The organism is Rhizobium sp. AP16 (assembly GCF_000281735.1).
Lineage (GTDB): Bacteria > Pseudomonadota > Alphaproteobacteria > Rhizobiales > Rhizobiaceae > Rhizobium > Rhizobium rhizogenes.
The window spans coordinates 80,403-100,764 of sequence record NZ_AJVM01000064.1; the positions used below are offsets into that span (position 1 = coordinate 80,403).

16 protein-coding genes are annotated in these 20,362 nt (G+C 59.5%); 11 read left to right on the forward strand and 5 right to left on the reverse strand.

The window, feature by feature from the left end:
* Window positions 1–5: 5 nt before the first annotated feature.
* The 5 genes from PMI03_RS18005 to PMI03_RS18025 form a co-directional block, all read right to left on the reverse strand.
* Complete coding sequence (locus PMI03_RS18005; protein WP_007695961.1) at window positions 6–944, reverse strand: carbohydrate ABC transporter permease; 939 nt, start codon at window positions 942–944, stop codon at window positions 6–8.
* A gap of 89 nt (window positions 945–1,033) precedes the next feature.
* The gene (locus tag PMI03_RS18010) at window positions 1,034–2,281 is read right to left on the reverse strand and encodes a sugar ABC transporter substrate-binding protein (RefSeq protein ID WP_007695963.1); all 1,248 of its coding nucleotides are present in this window, start codon (window positions 2,279–2,281) and stop codon (window positions 1,034–1,036) included.
* A 454-nt stretch (window positions 2,282–2,735) separates the two neighbouring features.
* Window positions 2,736–3,881: an ABC transporter ATP-binding protein gene (locus tag PMI03_RS18015; protein ID WP_007695965.1), complete on the reverse strand. Its 1,146-nt coding sequence runs from the start codon at window positions 3,879–3,881 to the stop codon at window positions 2,736–2,738.
* Window positions 3,882–4,015: 134 nt separating this feature from the next.
* Window positions 4,016–4,975 carry a PfkB family carbohydrate kinase gene (locus PMI03_RS18020; RefSeq protein WP_007695967.1) on the reverse strand — a complete coding sequence of 320 codons (960 nt, stop codon included), beginning with the start codon at window positions 4,973–4,975 and terminating at the stop codon, window positions 4,016–4,018.
* A 3-nt stretch (window positions 4,976–4,978) separates the two neighbouring features.
* Window positions 4,979–5,779, reverse strand: a complete 801-nt coding sequence (locus tag PMI03_RS18025) for a class I fructose-bisphosphate aldolase (protein WP_007695971.1) — start codon at window positions 5,777–5,779, stop codon at window positions 4,979–4,981.
* Between the two features lie 236 nt (window positions 5,780–6,015).
* Here PMI03_RS18025 and PMI03_RS18030 point away from each other — a divergent pair, with 236 nt between their 5' ends.
* The 11 genes from PMI03_RS18030 to PMI03_RS18080 all read left to right on the forward strand — a co-directional run bounded on the left by PMI03_RS18030 (window position 6,016) and on the right by PMI03_RS18080 (window position 20,252).
* The gene (locus PMI03_RS18030; protein ID WP_012650347.1) at window positions 6,016–6,777 is read left to right on the forward strand and encodes a DeoR/GlpR family DNA-binding transcription regulator; all 762 of its coding nucleotides are present in this window, start codon (window positions 6,016–6,018) and stop codon (window positions 6,775–6,777) included.
* Window positions 6,778–7,407: 630 nt separating this feature from the next.
* Window positions 7,408–7,608, forward strand: a complete 201-nt coding sequence (locus PMI03_RS18035) for a hypothetical protein (RefSeq protein ID WP_007695975.1) — start codon at window positions 7,408–7,410, stop codon at window positions 7,606–7,608.
* Window positions 7,609–8,202: 594 nt separating this feature from the next.
* The gene (locus tag PMI03_RS18040) at window positions 8,203–8,922 is read left to right on the forward strand and encodes a helix-turn-helix domain-containing protein (protein WP_283802854.1); all 720 of its coding nucleotides are present in this window, start codon (window positions 8,203–8,205) and stop codon (window positions 8,920–8,922) included.
* A gap of 316 nt (window positions 8,923–9,238) precedes the next feature.
* Window positions 9,239–9,658 carry a hypothetical protein gene (locus PMI03_RS18045; protein WP_007695987.1) on the forward strand — a complete coding sequence of 140 codons (420 nt, stop codon included), beginning with the start codon at window positions 9,239–9,241 and terminating at the stop codon, window positions 9,656–9,658.
* Complete coding sequence (locus PMI03_RS18050; RefSeq protein ID WP_007695990.1) at window positions 9,655–15,015, forward strand: YadA-like family protein; 5,361 nt, start codon at window positions 9,655–9,657, stop codon at window positions 15,013–15,015. The genes PMI03_RS18045 and PMI03_RS18050 overlap by 4 nt, the downstream gene beginning before the upstream one ends.
* A 7-nt stretch (window positions 15,016–15,022) precedes the next feature.
* Window positions 15,023–15,598: an invasion associated locus B family protein gene (locus PMI03_RS18055; RefSeq protein WP_007695992.1), complete on the forward strand. Its 576-nt coding sequence runs from the start codon at window positions 15,023–15,025 to the stop codon at window positions 15,596–15,598.
* A gap of 14 nt (window positions 15,599–15,612) precedes the next feature.
* A complete protein-coding gene (locus PMI03_RS18060; RefSeq protein ID WP_007695994.1) occupies window positions 15,613–16,308 on the forward strand; it encodes a hypothetical protein in 696 nt (231 codons plus the stop codon).
* Entirely contained in the window at window positions 16,305–16,781 is a 477-nt protein-coding gene (locus PMI03_RS18065) for a DUF4189 domain-containing protein (RefSeq protein WP_007695995.1), read from the forward strand. The genes PMI03_RS18060 and PMI03_RS18065 overlap by 4 nt, the downstream gene beginning before the upstream one ends.
* A gap of 190 nt (window positions 16,782–16,971) precedes the next feature.
* Window positions 16,972–17,496, forward strand: a complete 525-nt coding sequence (locus PMI03_RS18070) for an invasion associated locus B family protein (protein ID WP_007695997.1) — start codon at window positions 16,972–16,974, stop codon at window positions 17,494–17,496.
* 361 nt (window positions 17,497–17,857) lie between these two features.
* Window positions 17,858–18,487: an invasion associated locus B family protein gene (locus PMI03_RS18075; RefSeq protein ID WP_007695998.1), complete on the forward strand. Its 630-nt coding sequence runs from the start codon at window positions 17,858–17,860 to the stop codon at window positions 18,485–18,487.
* A 19-nt stretch (window positions 18,488–18,506) separates the two neighbouring features.
* Complete coding sequence (locus PMI03_RS18080) at window positions 18,507–20,252, forward strand: ShlB/FhaC/HecB family hemolysin secretion/activation protein (RefSeq protein WP_007695999.1); 1,746 nt, start codon at window positions 18,507–18,509, stop codon at window positions 20,250–20,252.
* The last annotated feature ends 110 nt before the right edge of the window (window positions 20,253–20,362 follow it).

The window sequence follows — 20,362 nt, forward strand, 5'->3', positions numbered from 1 at the left end:
GGCCTTCACCTCTGCCGCTGATGCTTGATGTAGAAATAGGTGACGCTCATCGACATGATGAGAATGATGACCGCGCTCGCCGAAGCCAGCGAAAATTCATATTGGGAGAAGGCCAGCTTGTAGGTGAAGGTGCTCAGAACCTCGGTCGAATAGATCGGACCGCCGCCGGTCGTCATCCACACGAGCGGGAAGACCTGCATCGTCCAGATGAAATCGAGCAGCGCGATACTGATGATGATCGGCATCAGCTGCGGGATGGTGATGTGCCAGAATTTTTCAAAGCTGTTGGCGCCGTCGATACCCGCCGCTTCATAGAGCTCTTTGGGAATGCCCTGAAGGCCGGCGAGCAGGCTGACCATATAGAGCGGATAGCCGGCCCATATGTTCGCAAATGTCAGGGCGTGGAGTGCGGTGCTGGTCGAGGAAAACCACTCCACCTTGAAGTTCACGATATGGAGCGCCATCAGGATGCTGTTGACGACGCCGTTCGGGTCCAGCAGCAGGCGCCAGATGATGGCGATGATGACGGCGGTGAACAGCCACGGCAAAATATAGAGAACCCGCAGAATACTGCGGATGAGCGGATCGACCCGGTTCGTGTTCAGCAGCAGTGCGAAGGCGAGGCCGATGATGAAGTGGAAGACCACGCTCATCACCGTGAAATACAGCGTCTGAACGACCGACTGCCAGAAAACCGGATCATCGAAGATGGTCAGGTAGTTCTGCAACCCGACAAAGGCGGCGTTCTTCTTCATGATGGCGCCATCCATCAGGGAATAGCGGAAGACCATCATCATTGGAAACAGCATGAGCAGAACGAGAAGAAGCGTTGCCGGCGAGACGTAGAGATACGGCACCAGGCGCCGCAGCGCCTTGTAGCGAAACTTCCTTTTCCTGCGCAGTTTTGGTTGCGCAGCGACCAGAGCCAGGACGGGACGGTTCATGAGGTGTGACTTTCCACTCCACAGAAAATGACAACGACCCGCTTGGCGACGCGGATCGCGCCGCCAAGCATTCGTCAATGCGCCGTAGCTTAGAATTTGGCGAGCCATGCCTTCTGCGTATTGGCTGCGGCTTCCTTGGCCGTCTGCCCGCCGTCGAGCTCCTTCTGGATCTGGATATTCATGTCACGCATCAGTTCCTCGGCGACGGGAAGGCCGACGAACTCATTGGCCGGATAACCGCTCTGGAAGATCTTGAAGGCTTCCGCGAAAATAGGATCGGAGGCCACGAAATCAGGCTTTGCCTTGACGTTGCCGGGAAAGGCATTGGCGATCGAGACGAGACGACCGTTCACATCGGGGCTCATCAGATATTCGACCAGCTTCCAGGCCTCTTCCTTGTGCTGGCTGGAATCGCTGATGCCTATTCCCCAGGACGCATAGGGAAGGCCGCGCTTGCCGGTATAACCGTCAGTAGCCGGCATTGCGGAAATACCGAAATTCAGCTTCGGATTACGCTGTCGGATCAGGTTCACATGCGCCAGGGAGTCGATCATCATGCCGACGCGGCCATTGACGAACTCCTCGACCTTGTCCTGCTCCTTCTTGGCGAAGATGCCTGGTGAAATGACGCCATCCTTGTGCAGCGCCTCGATATATTCGAGCGTGCCGACGACAGCCGGATTTTCCAGATCGGGCTTGCCATCCTTGAGCATCGATGCACCCGAAGCCCAGACCCACGACATGACGTCGTTCTGTACGCCGCTCGGCGACTGCAGCGATAGCGGCAATACCCAGCCATACTCGTTCTTGGCGGGCTCGGTCATCTTCTTCGCAGCGGCCGCAAATTCGGAGCGGGTGGTCGGCATCTTGTCGACGCCGGCGGCCTTGGCCAGATCGAGGTTGACGAAGACCGGGTAGACGAAGGACGCGAGCGGGAACATCACGCTCTTGCCGTCGACCTTGATAATATCGGCGATCTGACTCTTATCGTAGTTCGCTTTTGTCATCAGTTCGTCCATCGATGCGATGGCACCCTGCTTGGCAAGGCCGTTGACCCACGCCCCATCGAGGCCAACCACGTCGCTGAGGGTTCCCGAAGCCGCGCCGACAACGATCTGATCGTGCGTGGTGGCATAGGGGCCGCTGACAAGCGTGACCTTGATACCGGGGTTCTTGGCCTCGAAATCGTCCATGATGTGACGCAAGGCGCCCGCCGGCATTTCGGGCTCCCACCACTGGATGAACTCGATGGTGGTGTCGGCAAATGCCGCTGTGGCGCAGAGCGCCCACGCGGCTGCGGCGACCCTCAGCGTCTTGCTAAATTTTCTGATATTCATGTTTCCCTCCCTTTGAACTTTTTGTCGATCGATCCTCCCACAGATCGCAACCAAGGTAGGTTCTTGAGGCACCTGGCTGTCAATTAAGAACTGCAATCGGCGACAGGCGCGGATATCGAGTCAAAAGCGGCGTCCTCACAAACCATTGATAAAAAACGATAAAATAGAAATCTGTCGCCCAGATTTTTCTGCCTCGTTTACGCTGTTTGCAAGGTGCTTTCCTCAATTTTCGTAAACAAATGAAAATTTAAACAATAAATCGAAATTCAATCTATCGCGTCTGGCGGGAGATGATCTTTCGCTATTCTATCAACGGATAAAGGATTATTGCGACGCAGCATCGAGAATACAGCGTTGCAAACAAGTTTTCGATTTTCGCAAGAAATGCGGCCGGGGATGGCGAGCGCCCGACAGTGGGATCCGGAGGCCATCAGCAAAGCGTGAAACGCCGTTATCACAGCGCCATATGCGTCTGCGGGTGGAAGAAGTGCAGCTTTGCCGGATCAATGGCCAGATCGATGCTCTTGCCCACCTCAACCGAGCTGACGGCTTCGAACTTCGCGACGGCATTGGCGGCACCGCTCAGGTCCGCGACGGTATCCGGGTCGCCGGAATCGACACGCACCGCCTCGATGCAGAGGTGGACTATCAGCTCGGAGCCAAGCTCCTCGATCGATTTGACAAGCGCCGGGATCGTCGGATGAGCCGCACCCGAAGGCAGGCCTTTGTCATGGAGATCTTCCGGCCGGATACCGAAGACGACGGTCTTTCCTTCGAAGGAGGAAAGGCTGGAAGCGCGTTTGAAGGCGCTCGCCGGCAGAGGGATGGAGAAAGTCGCCATCTGAATCCTGTCGCCCTGCAGCCGCCCTTCGAAAAGGTTCATGGATGGCGAGCCTATGAAGCCGGCGACGAAGGCATTGACCGGGTGGTGATAAAGCGCCTTGGGTGTGTCCACCTGCTGCAACACACCACCCTTCAGGACTGCAACGCGATCGCCCATCGTCAGAGCCTCGGTCTGATCATGGGTGACGTAGATCGTCGTCACGCCCAGCTGCCGCTGAAGGCTTACGATTTCCGCCCGCATCTGCACGCGCAGCTTCGCATCAAGGTTCGAGAGCGGCTCGTCCATGAGGAAGGCCGCGGGCTCACGCACCATTGCGCGTCCCATCGCCACGCGCTGACGTTGGCCGCCGGAGAGCTGGGCGGGCTTGCTGCCCAGCAAACTCTCCAGCTGGAGGATCTTGGCAACTTCGTGGACGCGCTTGGTGCGCTCAGCCTTGCTCTTGCGCGCCAGCTTCATCGAGAAGGCAATGTTGTCGAAGACGGTCATATGCGGATAGAGCGCGTAGCTCTGAAAGACCATGGCGATATCCCGGTCCTTGGGCGAGAGATCGACGACATCTTGCCCACCGATACTCAGCGCTCCGCTGCTGATCTCCTCAAGCCCGGCGATCATGCGCAGTGCCGTCGATTTTCCGCAGCCTGAAGGGCCGACTAGAATCAGGAACTCGCCATCATGGATCGTCAAGCTCAAATCCTTGATCGCATGGAAGTTGTTTCCAAAGGTCTTGTAGATCTTGTCCAATACAACTGTAGCCACGTCATTTCCTCCCAGGTTTTATGCTCGACCGCATCTGGCGGTGGCTCTCGCTCACGACCTTACAACCCTCTTTCAGCGGGGTTGCTACAGGCGGACATCGCAATGCTATCGATACGGTCATCGGCTGCGCCAGATTATTCAGGCGCCAATCGGGATCTTGTTTCGGCGTCAAGCGCGTGGGGGACGGGTGCATTTTCACCAATCATCCACGCCCGGCACGTCCGGTTATCGGGCAATCCTCTGCGTCCGCCATGCGCCGTCACGGAGATGGCGGCGGCGGCTGTGGCGTAGGCGACGCAATCGAGAGGTCTCTTGCCTTCCGCCAGGGCGAAGGCATAGGCACCGTGAAAACAGTCGCCTGCGCCAGTCGTATCGATTGCTCGCACCGCATGGGCCGGAACATGCCAGAGACTGGCGTCATCCTTTTGCCGGACATACGAACCGTGATCGCCATCGGTGAGCACCACTGCGGAGCGCTCGGGGGACCAGAGCTTTTCCAGGATTGCTGCAGGATCGCTCTCGCCCGTACAGGATCTGGCGAAGGCGATCGGCAGCACCAGATGATCGGCCAGGGCCACGATCCGGTCGGTAGCCGGACCAGCGGTCCATTCGATATCGGCGACAACGGAAAGGCCGAGCAAGCGGGCTCGCGCGACCACCGATTGCGAATGCACGGAATAGCCGTCGATCAAGAGCACCGGCGCCTGCGTCAGCACATCATCCGATAGCGCGTCCGAGGTGCCATGCAACACGTCGTCGTCATAGGCAATGAACCGGTCGCCATCGGGGCCGACCGTGATCACCGATCGGATCGGCTGAGCGGAGGGATGGCGCGGTGCCAGGGATATGTCCACGCCATCTCGTTGGAGTTCATTGCCGCCGACATCGGTTGACGGCTGATCGTTCAGCCAGCCGATGAATGCGGCGCGTCCGCCGAGCCGGGCAACGGCCACCAGGGCCGTCGCAACGTTGCCGCCATGTTCGGTGGCACGCTTCGTCACTTTCCCCTTGCCGGCCGTCAGCTCCCGGTCGACATAGATGATGTCGTCGATTGCCAGAGCGCCGAAGCCCAGAACATGGAAAGGGTGTGACATGTCTCAAGCACCGGCAGCGGACAGCGCCTCTTCCGGTGTCATTCCATCATGGATGACGAGCCTGAAGGCCCGCGCGGCCTTGGTGGTATCGCCGTGACCCCAGAGATTGCGGCCAACCACGGCGCCTTTGGCGCCGGCCCGCAGGGCGTCGGACGTCTGCTTCAGGGCGCCAAGCAGTGTATCCGTCTTCGGGCCGCCGGCGATGACGACGGGGACCGGGCAGGTCGCCACGGTTTCACGGAAGCTGTCGAAATCGCCGGTGTAGCCGACCTTGATGACATCAACGCCGGTTTCGTAGCCAATACGCACCGCATAGGCGATTTCATCCGGCGTGAAGACGATCTTGCCGCCATTGGCGAAGTCGCGCGGATAGACATGGGCGACAACGGGCATTTCGAAACGGGCGGCGGCATTCACGGTATCGGTCAGCCAGCGGATATATTCGCCCTCGGTATCGCCGCGCACCGGAATGGCGACTGCCAGGGCATCGGCGCCGTAACGCACCGCGTCCTCAGGCGTTGCGATGAGCTGGCGAATGCGGTCGTCGGCGGTGAAGCAGCCGGCCTGGATGACCAGTGCCGCCTTGCCGGCATATTCCGACCACAGATGACGCGCCGCGCCCGGCTGAATGCTGATGTAGTCGGGGCGGCCGCTCATGACGCGCCTCAGCGCGCCCGGTAGGTCAGCAAGCCCACCTTCACGCACATTGCCATAGCCGACGAAATGATCGACCGCGCCTCCGAAAAGATTGCCTGACGGATTTGAGAACAGACGGGAGAGGCGAATTTTTGTTCCGAGACCCATTTCGAAAAATCCTTTTACGGTTGCGGGTGCTGATGTCGCGTGGACCCTAACTCGAAAATAAAACAATGTTCAATATTTCGATTTCTTTCGTTTTGATCCAATTTTGGATTTTTCGCCACACTATCATCCGGTGGTATCGACTTTTTGCTTTTTGGAGGTCAGATAGTGCGATAGGTAATCTTTCGGTTTTCGAAAGAGTAGGCCGATCATCGGCAAAGGCAGTTTTGGGGTCGCATATGCTTGCAGAACAACGACGGCATCAGATCTTGTTGGAGCTTCAGCGAGTCGGTCAGGCGCGTACCAGTCAACTCGCGGAGTTTTTCGAGGTTTCGGAAGTGACGATCCGGTCCGATCTCGAAATCATGGACGCCAAGAAGCAGCTGATCAAAACCCATGGAGGGGCGATCGCTCTTCCCGCCGATTCCCCGGCTGCCGCTTTCGAAGAACGCATGCAGCGCAATTTCGACGCCAAGCGGCGGATTGCCCAGTTGGCGGCGCGTCAGATCATCGATAACCAATCGATCGTCTTCGATAGCGGCTCCACCCTGTTGCAGGTGGCCATGCAGATGCCGCCAGTCTCCAACGTGGTGGTGGCGACGACCGCCATGAACATCGCGCAGCATCTGATGTACCGGCCCGGACTTGATGTGCACATGATCGGCGGCCGGGTCTTTCCGAGCACCGTCAGCACGATCGTCTCGGATTCCGACAAGGCGCTCGGCGGCCTCGTCGCGCATCAGGCCTTCGTCAGCGCCCACGCGATCGACCAGTCCTTCGACGTCGTCGATGTTTCTGAGGATATTGCCCGCACCAAGCGCAATCTGGTTCGCATGGCTCGCCGCGTGGTTCTCGTCGCGGATTCCAGCAAATGGGATATCGGGGCCTCATCCAAGGCCTTTTCCGTATCGCGGGTCGATCTGATCATCACGGACAGCAACATGCCGCACAGCATCCGCAATCGCGTGGAAAAACTAGGCGTGGAAGTCCGCTACGCATGAGCAGCGAATGATCTGCGAGAAGACCTTTCTTCATCTTTGATGGGAAAAGGTGATGCCAGCCGCCGGCCTTTTCCACGAGGCAATACCGGCCACGCAATCCCAGGCGTACATATGGAGCGAACCGTCGTCGCCGAGACGGCCGGCGTCGGCGTAGCTATTCGGATTGAGCGCAATAGCATGTATCTGCTTGTCTGAAGTCGCTGCAATCCGCCACGTTCCTTGTGATGGCTGCTCGTAGCTGATGCTCTGGTCTGAAATGGGGTGATCTTGAAGCCGACATTTTTAAAGGCGATTAGGGCTGACTTCCTGTGCGTCAGTCTTGGTGCATAGTCGCTTTCGAGCACGTATAACGCCAATGCGGGTCGCGCCTTATATGTCGCCATCCTGATCAATGTCGAGCTCATGGATGCTTAGATTATCGAATAGGCATATTGCAATGTATAGTATTTAGAATAGGTCGCTCCATTAAGTACCAAGTCTCGAACAAAGCCACCCTGACCTGCGCGGGCGCAGTGAAGCATAGAGTTGGCGTGATTTGGCATTGTCCTGAGAAGAATCTGTGTTTCATTCTCGATTAATTTTATATTAGGAATATCATAACGGATATATATTGATCACACAGGAGTACTAATGGTCGAGTTCAACTTCACTGAGCCTCCAGCGGGTGATGCGGCTGCCGACATCTCAAGCGAGTGCCAGCGCCAATTGCTGCCTGTCGTCCAGGAGATGGTCGAGTCGGCGGTTGTAGCTGGATGGAATCAGAAGGATGTTCTTCTGGCGCTGGTGGACCTCGCATGGGATCTGTATGAGAAACGTCGCGGAGATCTGTAACAAATAGCGCCGTCCGGCATGTTCGCGATACGTCTCTTCGCGCTGTATTTATTGCAGAAATAACTACTATAAAGTGTGGTTGCGTGCAGTGGGGTCGACAGCTTGGTCACCAATATGATGAGCGACCAGAAATCGACCGATTCGCCCCAGAGGCCTCGGCGCTTATCGATGAAGAACGCTACTGTCGTTTGATTGCATCGGTTATTTCTTTCTTTCGCCTTGCGCACGATTCCTCCTTCACAACTGAATGTTTTGCCCTATTTGCAATTCGCGCGATACGCCGACTTTGCGGGCGGCGTTGCGTAAACAGGGTTGGGAAAACAAGGGATTTCAATCTTTGATTGAGATTCTACCTGTTTGTTCGTGCATGCAGTATTTCGTTCGGCGGGGCGGTACAGAATGAATGATTCGGAAGTGGCTCGGGAACGAGGCGGCTACCGCGCCGTCGATTCCGGGCGGACAGATCGATATGTCTTCGATATAATTCCTCAAAGCGCTGGCCCGAGAAAGGCCACCGCGCGCGGAAGCGTGATACACTCCATCCGTAGTCCTGGGTCGCAGACGTTCCTGGCCAGGGAGCATGCTGTTGGAATTGTGTTGACCCCCACACAGAAGTTGAGAGCCTCGCTCGGCAGCGACAGGATCACGGAATATGATGCACCGGTTGGCTGCATCGCCGTTAATCCCGCCGGCGTGGACAGTAGTCTTGCCTGGACGGAAACCAGAAAAAATCTCGTCGTAGCGATACCTCCGGAAACGTTGTCCGAATTGGCTCTTCAGGAGCTCGATCTCGCCAACGTGGAGCTTCAGCCGCCCGCTTTCGGCACCGTCGACCTCCGCGCCCTCGACATGGCCCGGAGGATTTCCGTCGAGTTAACTGGGAAGGCAACTCCGAATGAACTCTATCTCGATTCGTTGGTTACCCTATTCGGTGTTCATCTGCTTCGTACCTACGCAAGCCCCATGAAACAGCTCCCATTGCCCAAGGGTGGGCTCTCCGCCAAAAGCGCTCGACGCGTGGAAGAGTACCTTCGCGAGCATTTTACCCAAAAGGTACATGTCGCCGAGCTCGCGGCGGTCGCCGGTATTTCACCGAACCATTTCATCTTGCGGTTCGCCAGGACATTCGGCATGCCGCCACATCGCTACCTGATCAACCTGCGCCTGGACTTCGCCGAAAAGCTGCTGATCGACGGCGAGATTGCGATTGCCGAAATCGCCTATATGACCGGATTTTCGGATCAAAGCCATTTGGCCACCACGATGAAGCGGTACAGGGGAAAGACGCCGACAGAGCTGCGATTTATGGAATAATCGTCACGGAGCTTCAGCGCTAACGCCTCGAGCAGATCCGGCCAAGGGCCGATTTTCCAGACTTGTCGCCGAAAACGCCTGCCCAGGGAGGGCCACGCGTGCCGGCAACGCTATTCCATCCGATTCGAGAGTTGAGGCTGGCGCTACCCTCGCCATATCATTGAAATATTAGCTGCCTGAAGTCAGTGTGGCAAAGCTGATACACTTGTCGCTGGCTAAGCAAAAAACCGTAATTTTCTAAAAATAGTCCGTAATTTTCTAAAATACCGCCGCCGCGAATGAAGCCATCCTCGTCACCGTAACCATTCGGTGCGCTATGGACACTCAATTCTCTGGTTTTGAAATCTTTGCTCCGAAAGTCGAGGTAGCCTGGACTGCCTTGCAACGGCAATACGCCAGCCGCCTCACCGGCGCGGAGCTTGATCATCTATTTGCCTGCCTCGTCTTCGGATTGACCTCTCCGGCCTATGCCGAGCGGGAACCGGCTCTTCATTTCGATATCTGCCATGCCTTGGTGGCGATGAAACTTCCCCCCGGTCGGGCGGATGCCGCATTGCATGCGGTTCCGGAACCGACGGAGTCATGGGTCTTGAGTGCGCGTGAGCAGATAGAAAGCCAAGCCGTCAGGATGGGGCACACGCTTCTGGAACTACATAATTTCAACGACGACACAGCCGCCGAAGCGGACACAAGCGCGCTCGGTCGTTCAGACAACAGCGAGGAGAAAGCAGCATGATGAAGTGCGTTGGGGAACGTCTGCAGTCTAAGTCTCATGCCGGTTTTGTCGGAAATTGGATTTCGGGGAGAAGCGACAGTCGTTCGCTTCGTCGGCGGCTGATGGCGGTATTGCGCCTGGCGCACCGCACGCTTGGCACGAAGCGTAAGGGGTTGGGGCTCGGGTCGCTGGGGTTCGGCGGGGCGGTGGCGCTGGGTGCGATCGCATTCGGCGGCATCGCCAGCCCGGCGATGGCGCAGTATGCTGCGGGCGGCGGCACGGCGTCCGCTGGCAACGCCGTCGCCATCGGTAACGGTGCCCAAGCGAATGGCACGAACAGCGTAGCGTTGGGCACCTCTAACAGTGCAACGGGCGCTGCTTCGATCGCCATCGGCTATTCGATGGGTGTCAATGGCCTCAATGCCATAGGCATTGGTGTTTTCGCGGGCGCGACCGGCACCAATGCTCTCGCCATCGGCGGGAACGCCCAGGCCACTGGAGACGCAGCAAGCTCAATTGGCGTCAACTCGGTCGCAGCCGCAGGTGCGTCCGCTTTTGGCTTGAACGCGCGTGCCGACGGAACAGAGTCGACAGCGATCGGCTATGTTACCCGGGCGACCGGGCTGCGCGCCACCGCGCTCGGGTTTGGGGCGACAGCGTCCGGGCTGGATTCGATTGCCCAAGGTAATAGCGCTACCGCAAGCAACCAGAATGCCATCGCCATCGGTTTCCAGGCGACCTCGACCGCGATCAACTCCATCAATCTTGGCAACCGAACTGTTGCGGGAATGGGCGCCCTTCAAGAGAGCGCCATCGCCATCGGCACGGACGTATTGGCCTCTCAAGTCGATGCCACCGCGATCGGCCGCCAAAGCCAGGCGACGGGCACGGGCGCCATTGCCATCGGCAAGTCAGCAGCCGCATCGGGCATTAACTCGCTCGCCGCCGGCCCCAGCACGGTAGCGTCGGGAGCCTTTGGTGTTGCCTTAGGCAACCAGGCGCAGACGCTGGCTGCCGGTGGTGCTGTGGCGATAGGTTCGGGCGCAATTGTGGCAAGCACCGCGACTTCCGGCGTCGCTCTCGGCAACAATGCAAATGCCGGTGGTGTTCTATCGGTTGCCACGGGCGCCGGTGCCAACGCCAGTGGCGACAATTCCACTGCCACTGGACGCCAGGCTGTCGCCAGCGGAACAAACGCCTCCTCGTATGGATCTGGGACGCAGGCGACAGGAGACAATTCTCTCGCTGCCGGCGTTAGCGCCAACGCCAGCGGGGCCGGCAGCACCGCACTCGGCATCGGCACCGTAGCCAGTGCCGAATCGGCGATCGCCGTGGGCAACAACGCCAAGGCTGATTCAGCCGACGCCGTTGCCATCGGCACGACCGCGACCGCAACCGGTGGCAAGGCTGTCGCGATCGGCGCAGGCAACACCGCCTACGGCGACGGTGCGGTCGCCATCGGCGATCCGAGCTATGCCAGCGGCACCGGCGCCTTCACGGGCGGCGCCAATAATATCGCCAACAGCGATGGCACGGCGACTGCCACCGCCGCCAACCAGGCGAGCGGCGCGGTTGCTATCGGCAACAACAACAAGGCGATCGGCCAAGGCTCAGTGGCACTTGGCAACGGCTCGACCGCAGGGGCAAGCGGTTTCGTCGGCAACGTCGCCCTGGGCAACGGCGCAACGGCGACCGCGAGTTCCGGTGATGTAGCGCTGGGTTCCGGCTCGACAACCGTGACAGCCGTAGGGACGCCGAGCGCTGTTATCGGTGGCACCACCTACAATTTTGCCGGCACCACTCCGACCTCGACGGTGAGCGTCGGTGCGGCGGGTGCCGAGCGCACCATTACGAATGTCGCGGCGGGTCGGCTTAACAATGGTTCGACGGATGCTGTCAACGGCTCGCAGCTCTTTGCGACCAATCAGCAGGTCACCCAGAACACCACAGACATCGCCAACATCAGTGCTGGCGCTGGCATCAAGTATTTCCATGCCAACTCGACGTTGGCGGACTCGTCGGCAACGGGGACGGACTCCATCGCGATCGGACCCGTCGCAACCGCGGCCGGGGCGAGCGCCATCGCGGCTGGCACCAATGCGAGCGCCTCCGGCTCCGCCGCATCGGCCATCGGCAACGGCGCCGTTGCATCTGGCCTCAACGGAACGGCGTTCGGCTACATATCCAAGGCCTCGGGCGACTACGGCACCGCCGTCGGACCGAATGCCAACGCAACAGGCTTGTCCAGCACCGCGATCGGCCAGAACGCGTTTGCTACCGACGCGCAAGCGACCGCACTCGGCAAACAAGCGAATGCCAGCGCCGCGGATGCGGTGGCGTTAGGCCCCAACGCCACCGCCAGCAATGCAGGCGCCGTGGCGCTCGGCTCGGGTAGTGTCACCGATGTCGCCGTCGGCACTGCCAGCACGGTGGTCAACGGCACGACCTACAACTTCGCCGGCACGACGCCGGCCTCGACGGTCAGCATCGGTGCGGTCGGTGCCGAGCGTACCATCACCAACGTCGCCGCCGGGCGGATCAGCGGGTCCTCGACGGATGCGATCAACGGCTCGCAGCTCTATGCGACCAACCAAGCGGTCGACGCCATCGGCACCACGCTCAACAACATCAATGTCGGCGGCGGCATTAAATATTTCCATGCCAACTCGACACTAGCGGACTCGTCGGCGACGGGTACGGACTCGGTCGCGATCGGACCCGTCGCGACCGCAACAGGAGCGAACGCCATCGCAGCTGGTGCTAATGCGAGCGCCACCGACGCCAACGCGTCGGCCATTGGCAGCGGCGCCGTAGCATCGGCCCTCGACGCAACGGCATTTGGTTACATATCCAAGGCCTCGGGCGACTACGGCACTGCCATCGGGCCTAATGCCAACGCAACAGGCTTGTCCAGCACCGCGATCGGCCAGAACGCGTTTGCGACTGACGTTGAAGCGACTGCTCTCGGCAAGCAAGCGAATGCCAGTGCTGCGGATGCGCTCGCGCTGGGCGCCAATGCCACCGCCGGCAACGCAGGTGCCGTTGCGCTCGGCTCGGGCAGTGTCACCGACGTCACCGTCAGCACAGCGAGTGCCGTGATCAACGGCACGACCTACAACTTCGCCGGCACGACACCGACCTCGACGGTCAGCGTCGGCGCGGTCGGCGCCGAGCGTACCATCACCAACGTTGCGGCGGGCCGGATCAGCGGGTCCTCGACGGATGCGATCAACGGCTCGCAGCTGTTTGCCACCAACCAGGCGGTCGACAGCCTTGGCAACCAGGTCACCACGATCGGGGGCCAGGTCACGCAGAATACGACCGACATCAGCAATCTCGGCAATACGATCAACAATATCGCCGGAGACACGTCGACGACCTATACCGACGCCAATGGTGATGGCATCCGGTATGTGCGGACCAATGACAGGACCCTTGCCGTCAGCGACTCCTCCGCTCAGGGCATCGGTTCCACCGCGGTCGGATATAACGCAACCGCGGTCGCCGACAGTTCGCTCGCGCTTGGAAGAGAAAGCCAGGCCACCATCGATGGCGGCGTAGCGCTTGGTTCCGGCTCGATCTCCGACCGTGCCCTGGCGCCGGCCACCGGCCAGATCGCGGCCGGTCCGACGAACTTCATTCAATACAATACGACCGATAAAACGTTGCTGGGCGCGGTATCGGTCGGCTCGGACACGTCTTACCGGCAAATCACCAATGTTGCCGACGGCACCAGCGCTCAGGATGCCGTCACGGTTCGCCAGCTGCAGGGCGCCATTGCATCGGTTGCGGCGACGCCGAGCAAATACTTCCACGCCAACTCTGCCGCCGGCGATTCTCTTGCCGTCGGCGCCGAGTCGGTGGCAGTTGGCCCAACAACGGTGGTCAACGGCGACAATGGCATCGGTATCGGCAACGGTGCGATCGTCGATCAGGTTGCGCCCGGCGGCACGGCCATCGGCCAGAATGCCCATGTCATGCTGGCGGACGGCGTTGCAATCGGCACGAACTCGACGGCGGCCGGCATCCAATCGGTGGCGCTCGGCGCGGGTGCGCAAAGCAACAACATCAATAGCGTTGCGCTTGGCGCGCAATCCATAACCTCTGTGGGGGCGCAGACGAACTATACCGGCTTTGCCCTTACGAGCCCGCAAACCTCTGTCGGCGAAGTGTCGATCGGCTCGGCCGGATCGGAACGCAAGCTGACCAATCTCGCGGCAGGGTCGGCGGACACCGATGCCGTCAATGTCAGCCAGCTTAAGGGTCTCGGCACCAACATTACCAGCCTGATCGGTGGCAACACGACGGTAAACCCGGATGGATCAATCACCGGTCCCACCTACAACATTCAGGGCAACAATTATTCGACGGTCTATGATGCCTTCGGCGCGGTCGACAACACGCTGACCAACATCACCAGTGGCGGCGGCATCAAGTATTTCCACGCCAACTCGACACTGGCGGATTCCGCAGCTTCGGGCACCAACAGTGTTGCGATTGGTCCGGAAAGTGTTGCCAGCGGCACGGACAGCCTGGCTGCCGGTCATGGAGCCACGGCTGCGGGGCAGGGTGGCGTTGCTCTCGGTCAAGGCGCGCAGGCCAACAATGCCAACGATGTGGCATTGGGCTCCGGTTCCGTAACACAGGCGGCTGTCGGCACTTCCAGCACGGTCATTCAGGGCAAGACCTATGATTTTGCCGGCACCGCGCCCGTCGGAACCGTGAGTGTAGGCTCTCAGGGGGCGGAAAGGACCATTACGAACGTCGCCGCCGGCCGTATTTCCGCCGATAGCACCGACGCGATCAACGGATCGCAGCTCAACGCGACCAATTCGGCGATCAATGATCTGCAGACCGGCGTTGGGACCATCACCAAAAACGCCGTCACGTATGATCTCAATTCCGACGGCAGCAAGAAGAACAGCATCACCCTGCAGGGTGGCGACGTCAACGCGCCGGTGGTCATCTCCAATGTCGGCAAGGGTGTAGCCCCCACCGATGCCGTCAATGTCGCTCAATTGGGCGACAGTATCACCCAGGCCAACTCCTACACCGACACAGCCGTTGCCGGTGGCTTGACTGCGGCTAACAACTATACGGACCAGAAATTCGGTCAATTGAACCGGGAGATTGGCGACGTACGGTCGGAGGCGAGACAGGCGGCCGCAATCGGGCTTGCTGCGGCATCGCTTCGTTACGACGATCGCCCCGGCAAGCTCAGCGTGTCGGTCGGCGGCGGCCTCTGGCGGGGCGAGGGCGCTCTGGCCTTCGGCGCCGGCTACACCAGCGAAAATGGCCGGGTTCGCGGGAACTTGTCGGGTACGGCAGCCGGTGGGCAGGTGGGTATCGGCGCCGGTCTCAGCTTCACTTTGAATTGAGCCAGCCATGTTTAAGGGAGCGCTTTCCCGCGCCGCGGTTTTCATGGCTTGCTACCTCCTGTCCGGTCCGCATGCGGCCGGACAGGAGGTAGCCTCTTCCAACTATCGAATAAAACCCTCCGAAGTCATTGTGCCTTCGGAGCTGAAACTTGGCGATTACCAGAGGATCATTCGTCCGTTTGAAAACTGGACGCTGATCTGCGACGAAAACCTGAAGGTTCGCCAGCGGGTTTGCAACGCTACCCAGATCATCGAGAACGAGGCAGGACAGGTTGCTTTCAGCTGGTCGCTCGCGGCCACAAAAGGGGGCGATCCCTATATGATCCTGCGCACGGCGCCGGTTGCCAAGAGCGATGGCCGGATCTCGCTGAGGTTCGAGGGGCGGAAGGAACCGATACAGGTTCGGCTCGACGGATGCAGCAAGACGGTTTGCGTCGGCATGTTGCCGGTGGGTCCCATCCTGCGTGAACAGATTTCAAAAAGCTCGGCACCCACAATCTCCTATCCGACGATGGATGGGCAGACGATCAGCGTAACCGCACCCCTCAAGGGCCTTTCCACCGCCGTTAAGGCGATCAAGTGACGGATAGATTTTCCATGAACCAGCAATCAATCCATGATCGAATTATGTCCCGGAGCCAGGGCGGCATTGCTGTTCAGAGCGCCGACGACGACCAGGCAAAGCCGAAGCGGAACTGGTGGAAAGCGACGGTTCTTTCGTTGCTGGCAATTGCCGTTGTCGGTGCTGCCGGCTACGCCGCCGTGCGATACCATGTTGTCGGGGACCTCATATCGCAGCCGGCAATTGCCGCGACGAATGACGCCAACCCGGCGCTGGCAGATACACCATTTCTGCAGCACACCAAGCAGGCAGGCCTGCAATCCTGCTCCACCGTCTTTCCGGTTCTCGGAGAGCTGCTGACGAGCGGCGCCCAATATAATGTCCAGTCGGTGTGGAACAACCAGGCAGCCGACAAGCATGCAGTACAGGCACTTGTGGGCATGAATTATGCCACGCAAGGCTATAGCGGCCCGGCGGCCGGCGTCGTATTCGCGGCACCCGTCGCATCCGGCTGCGAGGGCTCAATGGTTCGTGTCGCACCGTTTACCGCCTCTTGTCCTGATATTTCGGCCAAGTTTCCGAACGGAAGCAAGCTCGTCAATACTCTCGGGCAGGTCGGCGTCTACGAACTGGCCAATGATGGAGGCGACGCGATGCTTCTGCCAACCGGAAACGGCTGCGTCGTCATTTCCGTGGCCTCGGCAGCAGGAAAACAAGGGAGCGCAAAATGAGATCGAGATTCGTCATCGCAGCAATCGGTATGTTGTTTGTCTCCGCGGGACAGCTGGGTGCGGCTGATCTCTTTACGGCCGAGGAGGCGCCGGTTCCTCCGCCTCAGGAAGAGCGCGGCATCTGGGCGGCGATCGCCTATTCCACGCCTGATGAAAAGCACGGTTTCTTCTGGGGTGCCGACAAGCGGCAGGAAGCAATGGATATCGCGCTCAAGCATTGCGAGCGGGACGGGGGCAGCAAATGCACCGTGGTTACCGTCTTCCGCAATCACCGGCATTGGGATGACGACGATAACACCGGCTTTCCCTACAATCATTGCGGCGCGCTCGCCATCAGCAAGCAAGAAAACAAGCGCGTGACGCCGTGGGGCGCTAATTCGGCACCGACGCGCCGGGAAGCCGAAGACCTTGCCCTCAAGGCATGCGAGCTTTCGGGGACACAATGCAAGGTCCGTGAGTGGGTGTGTACGTGACCCGCTCATAATCTTTAGGACCGCCAGGACGGAAGCCATGGGGGCCAAGCTTCTGGCGGTCATCGCGGACCTCGATTTCCCGTTCGTCGGCACCTTGCGGCACAACCGAAGATCTGTCCTCCTCTAAATGGAAAGACGTATCCCTTTGTCCATCTCGATATTGATTTCTCTTCATAAGATAATTGCCCGCATGTCTCGTGCGAAGGTTGCTCTTCTTTGTTCGAGCATCGCGTTCGGCCTTGCTCCCGCGGCCGTTGCCCAGTCCGCTCTGCCAAACGGCGCAACCACCCTGCAGGAGACCTATCAGGACTGGCGGGTTGCGTGCGGCCAGCGCGACAAGGCGCCGGCATGCGCGATTTCCCAGGATCAGACCCAGCAGAATGGTCAACGGCTGCTGGCCGTCGAGATGCAGATGCGTCCCGATGGCAGCGCCGTCGCAACGCTTCTCCTCCCGTTCGGCATCGTCCTCGACTCAGGCGTGACGCCGAATGTCGATGATCAGCCGCCTTTGAAGCCGGTGCGCTTCCGCACATGCTTGCCGACAGGATGCATAGCTTTGCTTCCAATCGATGCGGCGACAGTCACCAAGCTGCGGACCGGTTCGCGCCTGAACCTCAAGGTTATCGCTGATGCGGACAAGCCCCTGAGCTTCCCGGTGTCGCTGCAGGGCTTCTCGGCCGCTCTCGATCGCGTTGCGGCCCTAAGCCCCAGGTAGGAAGTCCGGCAAAGCAGACCAAACCACCGTCCTGGGTTCGAACCTCAAGCCCCTGCATCCACACGGCGAGTATGTTGCTGAATGGCAACGTTGTCGACGCAATATACGTAAGATTGAAAATGTGATTTCCCGTAGACCGAGTACTGGTTGACGCCTGCAACGAAGCAGACCAAGAAGCGAACAGCAGCACTTTTCCCCTCGGGTGCCGCCTTATGACAATGATGATCTGTTGACGAGCAAAACCCAGTTTGCCCGTCAGGATAGTTTTGCCCTGAAGGATGGTTTGCATGGCGCATGACAGTTTGATCGGTACGACTTTTGCAAAGCGTGCCGCATTTACAATTCTCCTATCCTCCGTCCTTTGTGCTGCCCCTCCCTTGCCCAGGACGCCGGCCAGCAGCCGGCAGCGAGCGGCAATCCTCCAGCGGCCGGTGCTGCCGCAACTGCGACGCAAAGCCCCCAGGCTGCACCGCAGCAGCCGGCTCCGCCTCCGGCGAAAGTAACGAAGTTCGATGACTGGTATTATCGTTGTATCGACGGCAAGGCTGCCGACGGATCGGCTGTATCGAGCTGCGAGGTCGCACAGATCGCGACGGTGAAGCAGGGCGATCAGGACGTCAATGTGCTGACGCTGGCGATTGCCAAGGCGCCCGCATCGCCGAATGCGACGGCCACGGCAAAGAAGGGCGGCAAGGCTCCGTCCGCCGACCTCGTCCTGACGGCGCTGGTGCCTCTCAACATGTATCTGCCGGCGGGCTTGAGCATCGATGCTGGCGACAAGCAGGCGGTGCAGCTTGCCTATCGCAACTGCAACCAGGCGGGCTGCTGGTCACAGCAGAAGCTCGACGCCAAGGCGCTTGCCGCGTTGCAGAAGGGTGCCGACGGCACGGGCCATGTGCAGCTGATGAATGGCCAGAAGGTCAATATCAAGTTCTCGCTCAAGGGCCTGTCCGCGGCGCTGGATGAACTGCAGAAGCCAGCCTCCAACTAAAACAAGCCGGATAAGCCTCATGACCTTAGGCTGGCGGTCTGTTTCCGTCTTCACGAGACCCATCCTTGTCGCCCTGCTGGTCTCGGTATCAGCCGGAGCGGCAGCTTTTGCGCAGCAATCGCCAGCCGACGATTTCGCGCGCCGGCAGGCTGAGCAGAGCGAACAGCAGCGGCTGGACGCGCTGAAGAGGATTACGCCGAAGCCGGGGGCAACAACAGCTCAGGAACCGGCAGCCAAGGCGCCGGCCGGCGGCCCGTGTTTTGCCGTTACCCATGTCGAGGTCGAAGGCGTCAAGCGCGTCTCGACCGCGTTGGTCGACAAGGTCATTGCTCCCTACCGGGACAAATGCGTCGGCGTCGGCGAGATCAACACGCTGCTGCGCGATCTTACCTTCCTCTATCTCGACAAGGGTTTTGTCACCTCGCGCGTCTACGTGCCGGCGCAGGACATCGCCAAGACGAAGGTGCTGCGGCTGGTGGCGGTGGAAGGCACGCTGTCAGACATCTACATCAACGGCAAGCCGGCACCGGGTTCGGGTGTGCTGGCAACGGCCTTTCCCGGCATGAAGGACCACATCCTGAACCTGCGCGACATCGAGCAGGGGCTTGATCAAATCAATCGGCTATCTTCCAACAATGCCAAGACGGCGATGCTGCCCGGTAAGGACGATGGCAGCTCGATCCTCAATATCGAGAACAAGCCGGATCACCCTTGGCATTTCAGTGCCGGCAACAGCAATCTTGGCCAAGAGCAGACCGGTTATTCCAAGACCTCCGCTTCGCTCAGCTACGACAACCTCTTCGGGATCAACGATCAGCTCGGCTTTTCCTATGAGCATAGCGGGCCGAACTATCCCTGGGGCGACGACGGACACGGCAAGAGCGACAGCTATTCCGGCAATATCAGCGTTCCTTACGGCTATTGGACATTCTCCGGAAACGGTTCGTGGTACGGCTACGACAGCACGGTTCCCGGCAATTTCGGGGAACTGCGCACCTCCGGCAATTCCAAGCAGCTTGGGTTCAGCGCCGACCGGGTGATTGCGCGGGACAAGGATTCGATCACCACGCTCAATACCGGTCTGACCTACAAGGAAACCAACAATTTCCTGCTCGGCAGCAAGATCGAAGTCGGCAGTCGCAGATATACGGTCGGCAATCTCGGCCTTTCGCATTCGCGCCGCATGCTCGGCGGTCTCTGGGTTTTCGATGTCTCCTATGAGCAGGGACTGAACCTCTTCGACGCGGTCGATTCTGGAGAGGCCGGGGCAGGGGATGCGAACCCGCGGTTCTCGAAGTTCACCGGTACCATCAGGCTCAACCGCCCCTTCGAGCTCGCCGAGCAAAGATTCGAATTGGCCTCGATCCTCACCGGGCAATATTCGCCCAACAACATGTTCGGCGCCGAACAGATATCCATCGGCAGCTACGCCAACGTGCGCGGCACACGCGAGACGCTGCTTTATGGCAATGACGGTTTCTTCTTTCGCAATGATCTCAGCTGGCGCACGCGGCCATGGGCCGACAATGCCGCGCTGGTCCAGGCGCTCGGCGAGTTGCGCCCCTATGTTGGCCTCGATTACGGCCGGGTTGCCTCGCAAGCGCGCTTTCAGATCGATGGCGGCGACATGCTGAGCTGGACGGTCGGCGCTAAGCTCGCCGGCGGGCACCTCAATCTCGATTTGGGCTATTCCGACGTCTTCGCCGGCACGATCGATCGACATGATGCCGGGCTGTTTTTTGTAAGCACTTCGGTGCGGTGGTGATTAATAAATTTAGAGGGAAATCATAATGGGATTGATCTGGCGAAACGATAATTATGCCGTGCGATCGGCAACGCTTCCGATTGCGGCGCTTCTTTGCTGTGCAGTCGTAC